Annotated in this window: 10 protein-coding genes; 7 read left to right on the forward strand and 3 right to left on the reverse strand. The window is 54.5% G+C overall.

Going from position 1 to position 9,392, the window contains the following annotated elements:
- Nucleotides 1-127: 127 nt before the first annotated feature.
- On the reverse strand, nt 128-2,236 hold the full coding sequence (locus RBB62_RS20065; protein WP_309401070.1) for an LptA/OstA family protein: 2,109 nt from the start codon (nt 2,234-2,236) through the stop codon (nt 128-130).
- A gap of 157 nt (nt 2,237-2,393) precedes the next feature.
- On the opposite strand from RBB62_RS20065, the gene RBB62_RS20070 reads away from it, so the two are divergent.
- The gene (locus RBB62_RS20070; protein ID WP_309401071.1) at nt 2,394-2,735 is read left to right on the forward strand and encodes a cupin domain-containing protein; all 342 of its coding nucleotides are present in this window, start codon (nt 2,394-2,396) and stop codon (nt 2,733-2,735) included.
- 180 nt (nt 2,736-2,915) lie between these two features.
- The gene (locus RBB62_RS20075) at nt 2,916-3,830 is read left to right on the forward strand and encodes a TerB family tellurite resistance protein (RefSeq protein ID WP_309401072.1); all 915 of its coding nucleotides are present in this window, start codon (nt 2,916-2,918) and stop codon (nt 3,828-3,830) included.
- 13 nt (nt 3,831-3,843) lie between these two features.
- Here the strand turns inward: RBB62_RS20075 and RBB62_RS20080 are convergent, their stop codons facing one another.
- The gene (locus RBB62_RS20080) at nt 3,844-4,395 is read right to left on the reverse strand and encodes a hypothetical protein (RefSeq protein ID WP_309401074.1); all 552 of its coding nucleotides are present in this window, start codon (nt 4,393-4,395) and stop codon (nt 3,844-3,846) included.
- 152 nt (nt 4,396-4,547) lie between these two features.
- Here RBB62_RS20080 and RBB62_RS20085 point away from each other — a divergent pair, with 152 nt between their 5' ends.
- The 5 genes from RBB62_RS20085 to RBB62_RS20105 all read left to right on the forward strand — a co-directional run bounded on the left by RBB62_RS20085 (nt 4,548) and on the right by RBB62_RS20105 (nt 8,713).
- On the forward strand, nt 4,548-5,030 hold the full coding sequence (locus RBB62_RS20085; protein WP_309401075.1) for an Lrp/AsnC family transcriptional regulator: 483 nt from the start codon (nt 4,548-4,550) through the stop codon (nt 5,028-5,030).
- 116 nt (nt 5,031-5,146) lie between these two features.
- Nucleotides 5,147-6,337 (forward strand): aminotransferase class I/II-fold pyridoxal phosphate-dependent enzyme, encoded by a 1,191-nt coding sequence (locus RBB62_RS20090; protein ID WP_309401076.1) that lies wholly within the window; start codon nt 5,147-5,149, stop codon nt 6,335-6,337.
- Nucleotides 6,338-6,416: 79 nt separating this feature from the next.
- A complete protein-coding gene (locus RBB62_RS20095; RefSeq protein WP_309401077.1) occupies nt 6,417-6,797 on the forward strand; it encodes a GxxExxY protein in 381 nt (126 codons plus the stop codon).
- Between the two features lie 94 nt (nt 6,798-6,891).
- Nucleotides 6,892-8,373 carry a ribosome biogenesis GTPase Der gene (gene der / locus RBB62_RS20100; protein WP_309401080.1) on the forward strand — a complete coding sequence of 494 codons (1,482 nt, stop codon included), beginning with the start codon at nt 6,892-6,894 and terminating at the stop codon, nt 8,371-8,373.
- 55 nt (nt 8,374-8,428) lie between these two features.
- A complete protein-coding gene (locus tag RBB62_RS20105; protein WP_309401081.1) occupies nt 8,429-8,713 on the forward strand; it encodes a hypothetical protein in 285 nt (94 codons plus the stop codon).
- A gap of 190 nt (nt 8,714-8,903) precedes the next feature.
- Here RBB62_RS20105 and RBB62_RS20110 read toward each other — a convergent pair whose 3' ends face one another.
- A complete protein-coding gene (locus RBB62_RS20110) occupies nt 8,904-9,050 on the reverse strand; it encodes a hypothetical protein (protein ID WP_309401082.1) in 147 nt (48 codons plus the stop codon).
- Nucleotides 9,051-9,392 lie beyond the last annotated feature (342 nt).

The following is a 9,392-nucleotide window of genomic DNA, read 5'->3' on the forward strand; positions in this document are numbered from 1 at the left end:
GCGTGAACATCGATGCCGAGCTTAACGGCCAGGTATTGTTTTTGATCTATCATCAGTTGCCGGGTCCAGCAAGGGCTGGACCCGGCAACTTCATGTTATCTTTAGCCAAAAAGATTGGTAAAACTTGTTAGAATGTTAGCAGGCGGACGCGGACTTTGGCTGAAAAGCCATCCTCGCGGGTGGCACCCTGTAGGTAGCCGATGAGGAATTGAATATCCCATGAGTTGGCGAAGCGCGTCTGCCAGCCATAATACTGCTCCACGAGTTCGCTGATTTCGGCATCTACACGCCATTCTGCGCTGAGCATGTTGCGTTCGTTGATGCGGTATTCTCCGCCAAGGATGTATTGCTCAATCTTGGTGGGTATGTCTTTCACTAGGTTGGTGCCGCCGTAGACTTGCCATTCCTCGCCGTCAATGATCGTGGTGCGCGTGCTGAGCTGAGCGAGGCTGGGCGAGTTGGGATCGACACGAATAAACATGGAGGTGGCCATCCAGTAAGCTGGGCGGAGGGTCAGTTCGGTGTAGATATCGGAAGCAAAGCGTTCGCCGGGGCGGATAAAGGGGGTGTAGGGCGGGTTGTTAATGACCTCGGCCGGGCGTTGGTCGAAGCGGAATTCGTGGTAAATGTTGAACTCCGCGAGGTCGTAGGATCCGTAGCCTTTGGCGCGGGTTTGGAGGGAATTTTCAATCCCATAGCGAATAGTGTTTTCGGCGTAAAGGTCGTCGATGTTACGCTTGTTGGCGAGGCCAAGCGGGTCGAGGTAGGTTTCAAAGGGGGAGGTGACATCAATTTTAGGAATGAGCGTGTTGCCAGCGTCAGCGCCCGGAATATAGCGGTAGGAGACGACGGGCCTCATGACGTGGCGCAAGCCGTCGATTTCCCAGAAGTCGCTCTGAATATCCCAGTGGCCGGTGATGAGCGCTTCCACATCGATGCCGACCTCACCCAGTACACGGGTGTAGGGGCCGCTGTGGTTGTAGGTGTCCCAGTAGTTGGTGAGCATGCCGCCAACGACGGGCGTAGCGGTGGCCCACTCAGTTAGCTGGGTGGGGCGTTGGAGCCCGTAGTAGGCGTTGAAGCGATTGGAGGTGGTTTCTTCGAAAAGGCCAGTGGGTGACTTCTCAAGCAGGGAGACGAAGTCGGCTTTGCCTTGGTGGTAAATCGTGCTCTCAAAGATTTCGGACTGCAGTAAGCTGGCGCTGATTTCCGGCATGCGTTGGGCAACATCTTCCCAGTCGTTGGGCTGATAGCGCATGAAGCCGGCGAAGACATAATTTTCGCCGCGGTAGCTGGCCTGCGCCCAGTTGTCGGGGATTTGGTTGTCGTAGAACAGTTCGTCACGGAAATCGCGCGTGACTTCGGAGTCGGACCACCAACTGGTGGTCGCGGCTATGTCGATGTTGCCATTGATCTGTCCCAAGTGGCGCCATTCAATGAAATTGCGGCTGCGACGGATTGGGCGGCCGAGGGTATCGACGCCGAGGTCGCTGCTGTCCCCGAGGTCGTAAATGAAGCCGGTGTCGAGGTAGCCGGTCTGGTAATTGTCGCGCGAGTTTTGATCCCGGAACCAGCCATATTTCATCACGGGTCCACCGAGGAAACCACGCTCAGTGTAACCGTCGAAATTGGCGCCAAGCTTCAGCTCGGGATACAGACGCACGGTGGCGGTGTTTTGGATAAATGCGCCGAGGCTTTTTTGGTAGCCTAAGTCGCCACGGTAGTCGATGGGCGAATCTTCCTCCACATTTTGCTCGAAGTAGGGCAGGTAGAAGAAGGGAGTGTCGCCAATGCGGAAGGTGGCGTCGTAAACGTATAATGTGTCGTCCTTGACTAGGTAGCGGTCGGCCTTGACGTTGAAGGCATAAGCGTCTGGCTCTTGAAAATATATTGAACCATTGGTGACTTCGATTTCTTCGCGGTCACCCACAATGTTCTCGCCTTTAAGGAAGAGTGGGTGACGACCGAGACGAAAGTCGCCAGCCGTAAATCGGCTCTGTAGGTAGTCATAGCTCGCGGAGTCGCTGAGGAGGCGAAAGGGGCCACGCGTCAGTTGGACTTGGTTGTTGGCCGTGATGGTGGAGGTATTTTGCTCGAAGACGATCTCATCGCTCTTGAGGAGGATGTTGCCGTGACTCAGCTCCGCGTTGCCTTTGGCGACCATGGAGTTGGTGTCCGCGTCGTATTCCTGACTGTCGGACTCAAGCTGGGGAAGCTCCGCATCAACCTTGGGCATTTGCGCGCCAAGGCTGCTCGTTAACAGTGCGCCCAACAGCAGGGGGCAGTTACCTCTAAAATTATGCAGCACGCGAGCGACGATAGGGGAGGCGTGGCGCGTTTCACAAGGCTATTTGTTGCAACTTAGCCGCAAGTCGATTACCTATTTTGATTTGATGTTGAAAAACCTGCTTGCTGACTTGCCCACATCTCTCTCTGAAGAGCTGATGGAAGACTTGGTTTGTGCTGATGGCGTACGTATTGAGCGCATTGTGTCGACCGGACAATGTTCCGCGCCCGACGATTGGTATGACCAAGATGAAAATGAATGGGTGCTACTCTTAGCTGGCGCTGCGCGCCTGGAAATTGAGTGGGAGGGCGGCCAGCGCCGGATGGTGGATCTACAGTCGGGGGACCATTGTTATTTGCCAGCGCATCGACGCCACCGTGTGGAGTGGACGAATTCAGAGGAGGTCACCGTGTGGTTGGCAGTCTGGTGGATGCCCGCTGGGAGATAAACGCATTCTTACCTATTTCCCTTTAAAGGCCTGAGTAGTGGAGCTGATAATTGGTGGGAATATTTGCGGGGTTTGCTTTTTTTGCTTTCATTCTGCTGATCCACTACTAATCTGTTAGATAGCAAAGCACTGGTTAGTTCCTGCCCCTCATTTTCCCCTAATCCTATTACCAACCTGCTTATGCATGAATCGTCATTATCGCTGGCGCTGGCGAAAGTAGTCGCTGTCGCCGCTTGGGCCGACGGCAAAGTCACGCCCGAGGAACGCGATTGCCTCATGGACCTGTTATACCAACTTCCGGGCTTGGACCGGAAGAGTTGGCGCAAAATTCAAAAGCTGCTCGATCAACCAATCAGTCCGAGCTGGCGCACTAGATATGTCAACGCGCTAGTGACATTGGTGGAAACTGATCGAGCCAAACGCTTTGCCCTCTACGCGCTGGAACGCATGGTGGAGGCAGATGGCGTTATTGCTGATGGTGAGCGTGAGCTAATTTCTGAGTTTGTGCACAAGGTCGGTGCCTTCCCGCTCGATGCGCTAACACTGTTGTCTGAAGTGCTGGAGCAGCCCATGGCGCGTCGTGAGCGCGCAGCAAATAAAACCGAACGTGATCTGGCGTCAGTGGACACCATAATCGCTGGGCGTGTAGATGACTGGATCGAAGGTGAGTTTGGCTTGGAAGATCGCACTAAGAGCGAGCTGCGTCGCCTTTGCTTGGCGGGAATTCTCCTGGCGCGGGTCATCCACGCAGATGATGTCATTGACGAGCGCGAACTCGCAATGGCGATCGATTTTTTAATCAATCAATGGAAGCTTGAGCGTGAGCAAGCAGAATTCATCATGATTGTCTCACTCTCGGATTCGATCAGCGAAATCGACTCTTTGCGCGTGAGTCGTTGGCTTTTTGAAGAGACTACACTGCTTGAACGCCGGAGGTTCCTGCAATTGCTGTTTGAGATCGCGATTTGCGACGGCCAACTGGCCGATGCGGAAGTCGACGAAATTATGCACATTTGCGCGAACCTTCGGTTAGATCACCTCTCCTTCCAGCACTCCTTCGAGTATGCACGGGACCGAGTGGGCGAGGCGATCTAGGGCATTCTTTAGCTCAGTTGGCTGGTAAGCCGAGGATGTCGATGATTTGGCGCGTCTTTTTGCTGATGCGGTAAACTTCGTCCTCGATCATGATGTCTTCCGTGCCGGCGGGATGAGGAATCTTGTTGGCGATGTCCTCTGGGAGTGGGCGGGAATAGTCGAAAATGTCCTTCGGGATGGTGTCGCCGACGCCGAGCTTCTTTTGCCAGCCGGTAGGCAATTTGCCGCCGTTAGCGAGCTTCTTTTGGAGACCGGGCGGCAACGTATTGCCATTTTTCCAACTACCTCTGTTTTCCTTCACATACTTGCCGAGGATTTCTTTGGATTCGGCGTTAAAACCGTCCTTTTTCTGCATTTCCTTGGCGAGTTCTAGTTGGAGTTTGGCCTTCTCATTGGCGTCTTCCTCGCTCAGGAGCTTTTGTTCGGTCTTGATCTCTTTTTCAATGTATTGGTAGCTGGATTCGTTTTCAGTCGGCTTGCCTTTGTCGGCGGGCTTGGTGGCGACAAGAGAGGAGGTTAGCAGGAGCGTCGTTGAAGCGGTCGCAAGGAAGTATCGGTATTTCATGGGGAAAAGCTAGCGTGGATACCTTTGGATTGCAAATGATTCCTGAGTCATAGTTATGCTGATTGGGCTATTATCAATGCCTTCTCGGACCTTGAGGAGCCCTATAATTGCAATGGACATTCGCGCGCAGCCTGCTAGCGTTTCCCGTTTTCATGAATCCCGTACTCAAATTGATCCTCGAAGGCGAGCCCTTGACCACCGCGCAAATGGGCGAAGTGCTGGGCATGTCTCGTGACGATGTGGACGCCGAATTGCAGAAGCTGCGCGATGAGGGCGTGCTGCTGGGCTGGCGCCCAGTGCTCAACCCCGATTTCGACGGGGAGGACTGCGTGCGCGCGGTCATCGAAGTGAAAATTTCCCCCGAGCGTGATGGTGGTTTCGACCGCATTGCCGACCGCATCAGCCAGTTTGACCGCGTGGAAAGCTGCTACCTAATGAGCGGCGCTTACGACCTGCTGGTCGTCATAAAGGCGCAGAGCCTACAGCGCGTGGCCTCGTTTGTTTTTGAAAAGCTGGCGACAGTCGCGGGTGTTAACTCCACGGCGACGCACTTCATGCTGCGCGCCTACAAAGAGCAGGGCCACCTGATCGCGCGCCCCGAAGAAATCGACGCCAAGCCGGCGGTTAGCCCGTAGAAGATTAAAGGAAAAAGATTAAAGGAAAAAGGGCTGGCGAAGAACGTTACTGATTCCGACCAGCCTTTTTCATTTCGTAATTCATCATTCGACATTCTTAATTTTTAGAAAATATCATGTCCTCCTCCCAAAGATTCGTCGCCAATCACGTGGCCGGGCTGCCGAAGTCTGGTATCCGTGATTTCTTTGCGATCGTGTCACAGATGAAGGACGCCATTTCCCTCGGGATTGGCGAACCGGATTTTGTGACCCCATGGCACATACGGGAAGCGGCGATTTACGCGTTGGAGAAGGGCAAAACGTCTTACACGGACAATAAGGGCCTGATCACCCTCCGGCGCGAAATCTCCAGCTACGTTGAACGCTTTTTCGGCATCAGCTACAATCCGGAGAATGAAATCCTCGTCGCCGTGGGCGTCAGTGAAGCGTTGGACATCGCCCTCCGCGCGATCCTGAATCCGGGGGAGAAGGTCATCTATCACGAGCCGTGCTACGTCAGCTACAGCCCGAGCATCAAGCTGTGCCACGCGGAGGCCATCCCCGTCGCCACCAGCGCCGATGACGACTTCGCCATCGATCCGGACAAGCTCATTGCTGCCTGGGAGCCTGGCGTGAAGGCGATCCTGCTCAACTTCCCGACGAACCCGACGGGCGGCGTGACTGAGCGCGCCAAGCTGGAGCGCATCGCCAAGTTTGCTGTCGAAAAGGACATCGTTGTCCTCGCTGACGAAATTTACGCCGAGCTCACCTACGACGGGGAACACGTCTCCATTGCGTCCTTCCCAGGCATGAAGGAGCGCACGATTTTCCTCCACGGTTTCTCCAAGGCTTTCGCCATGACGGGCTTCCGCATTGGCTATGCCTGCTCCACGCCGGAGCTGGTTGAGGCCATGATGAAGGTCCACCAATACGCCATGATGTGCGCCCCAATCCTCTCGCAGGAAGCCGCGATCGAGGCTTTGAAAAACGGCGAAGAGTCCGTGTTGATGATGAAGGACAAGTATCAGCAGCGCCGCGACTTCATAACCCGCCGGTTCAACGAAATCGGCCTCAAGTGCCACGTGCCGAACGCGACTTTCTACGCCTTCCCCTCGCTGCAAGGCACGGGCCTGTCGTCGATGGATTTCTGCCAGCAGCTGCTGAAAGCGGAGAAGGTGGCCGTTGTCCCGGGCACTGCGTTTGGTCCCAGTGGCGAAGGTTTCTTCCGCGCCAGCTTCTCCAATAGCTACGAGCAACTCATCCGCGCTACCGATGCCATCGAGCGCTTTGTGGGCACGCTGGAGCCCGCGGAGGCCGCGGCGAAATAGGACGCTGTTTTTAGCCGCGGATGGACGCGGATTGAACGCGGATGCCAGCGAGGCTAGTTAGGATTATTTAAGGGTTATTGTGGAGCTGGAACTTGAAGAGTTTACCAAAGAAATTATTGGAGCCTCTTTCGAGGTTTACAATGAGCTGGGGTATGGATTCCTGGAGAAAGTTTACAATCGTGCGATGGTGGTCGAACTGACCTCTCGCGACTTAAATGCTGTCTCTGAAGCTCCCATTACCGTGCGCTACAAAGGCGAAATGGTTGGCGAGTATTTTGCAGATTTATTCGTGAATGAATCCGTTGTCGTTGAGCTGAAAGTGGCGCAAAAATACAATTCCAATGACGAACCTCAGCTGTTGAATGAACTCAAAGCTACCGGAATTTCAGTTGGTCTCCTGATCAATTTTGGAAAATCCAAGGTAGAATTTAAGCGTTTCGTTCGTTCGCAAAAACACTAACGTATTCTTATTTCCATCCGTATCATCCTGCTGGCATCCGCGTTTTATCCGCGTCAATCCGCGGCTAAATAACATTTAATCGATCACACTTCCCATGCATCCCACCCGCACAGTGGCCCTCGTCGGCCGTCCTAACGTTGGCAAGAGCCGGTTGTTTAACCGGATCCTCGGCAAACGCATTGCCATCGTGCACGACATGCCCGGCGTGACGCGCGACCTCGCTATGGCGGAGGTGGATGAGAATTTCCTGCTCATCGACACCGGCGGCATCGGCATTAAGCCGGAGATGACCCCCGCCGCCATCCACGACGCCACCGAAGAGCAGGTCGACCTCGCCATCGAGGCGGCTGAGCTGGTGTTGTTCGTCTTGGAAGGGCCGGAAGGCGTGACCGCGATTGACATCGACATCGCGGACAAGCTGCGCCGTTCCGGCAAGCAGGTGATGACCGTCGTCAACAAGATCGACAACATGCGCGAGCACAGCTACGCGGATTTCCACAAGCTGGGCTTCCGCGACGTGATGGGCGTTTCCGCTGAGCACGGGCAGGGCGCGCGTGACCTGTTCGACGCGATCTGCGAATTCTTTGGCCCCAAGCCCGAGAAGCCGGAAGTTGACGAAGAGCGCCGCATCAAGATCTGTCTCTGTGGTCGCCCGAATGTGGGCAAGTCCTCGCTGGGCAACGCGCTGCTCAAGGCCCCGCGCCTGATCGTCAGCGACATCGCTGGTACGACCCGTGACGCCATCGAGCACGAGCTCGACTACACTGCGCGCACTGGCGAGAGGTGGTTTTTCCGCATGATCGACACCGCCGGCATGAAGCCCAATCGCAAGCTGGGCTCGTCGCTGGATTACTTTTCCAACTTGCGTAGCTCGGGCGCCATTGAGCGCACCGACGTCGCGTTCCTCGTCCTTGACGCGCTGACCGGCGTTGCCAAGCACGACAAGAAGATCGCTGGCGACATCGCCGAAGCGGGTGTAGGGCTCGTGGTCGTCGTCAACAAGTGGGATCTCGCCTTAGAGCAGTGGAAGAAGAACCCGCTCAAGGGGTACGGCAGCGAGAAGGAATTCCGCAAAGCCTTTGCGGACGCCGTGCGCGAAGAGTTGTTCTTCTTGCCGGACTCGCCGATCATTTTCACATCGGCGGTGACGGGCTTCAATGTGGAGGAAATCCTCAAGAATGCGGTGATGGTCGACACAACGCTCAGCCTCGAATTACCGACGGCCAAGGTGAACAAGGTCCTCAGCGAAATGCTCGAGCGCCAGCGTCCAAAGATCGTTCAAGGCCGCCGTTTCAAGGTTTACTACGGTTTGCAGGTTGCGCAGCGTCCGTTTAAGATCCGCCTGTTCTGTAACCGCGAGGAAAAGCTGGAAGACAGTTACCTGCGCTATTTGGAGAACGGTTTCCACAAGGCGTTCCGTTTGGAGGGTTGCCCTGTGCGCTTCGACCTGCGTGGCAAGTCGGAGAAAAATCCGTATTACACACCAAATACATCACAAAACACGGGCAACAACACGCTCAACAAACACGGCAAGGGCACACCTCGCAAACAACCCCGCCGCAGCCGCAAAAAGTAGGCAGCGTCCCGCTGCACCGTCGGATGCGTTGCATCCGGATTTGCCCATTGGGCAAATGGCTTATCCGACTATTGCAGCTTGTCGGCTTTTACGTTTTCCTTTAAGCGTTATTTTTATTGAGGAGCTGTCAGCTGCGGGGGGTATTCGAGTTTTTTGTCGGTGGTTTGGTGCGCTGCTGGGTCTTGTTGGTGGATTTTTGGCGGTTTGTGGTTGTTTGCTGATGCAGAAGACTGGTTCGACGCTTTGTTGTCGTAGGGCGTTGATTTTGCGTCCGGCCTGGGTGCGGACTTTTTTGCGCATGTCAATGAGGGTGGAGTTGACGAGTTTTTGGGTTCTTTAGCGACGGCTTTTTCGGGCCGAAAGTTGTAACGGCGCTGGTTGTGGGCGGCTTCGTTTTGAACGCTCACCTAGCGCACGCAAACGTCACGGTAGGTCGCACGCTCGATCCGGCGGGAACCGAACATTCCGTGGCTGTAACTGTAAATCAGTAGCGCCAGCAGTATCCGCGGTGGGGACTGCGACTTGCCCGCTCACGTGCGCTTTACCTTGAAAGCGCTAAAGTCAACGCGATCAACCGCCTCCAGGATGAAATGCACCGGGTCGTCTTCAGCAACCCACTCACGCATATCATCCAGCAACAAAAGAGGCGTTTCTCGACCTACTGGCACGAAATCCATCACAACAACAAATCAACTTCGTTCGGAAGTAAGATCAAATCCGACAGGCTGCTTGATGCTTTACGGCGTCAATCTCCACCATGTATGAAATGTGCGCATAAGGGTAGATTGAGCATAGCACGCATGAAGGGTGTTGTGGTAATGATGATCCCCTTATCACGCGGCCTGGTGATGTTGTTAATGTTCCAGTGGACTAGGCGTATCTACTCAGGTTGTCCTGCCGTCAGAATAAATCTTTTTTGGTGCTGTTGGAGGAATCGCAAAAAAAAAAAAAAAGATATATTATATTTTTGTTTGCCAATGAATCGGACGGCAGGCTTACTGAGTTTTATCTAAGTAAAC

It is taken from the genome of Cerasicoccus maritimus (genome assembly GCA_031296935.1).
GTDB lineage: Bacteria > Verrucomicrobiota > Verrucomicrobiia > Opitutales > Cerasicoccaceae > Cerasicoccus > Cerasicoccus maritimus.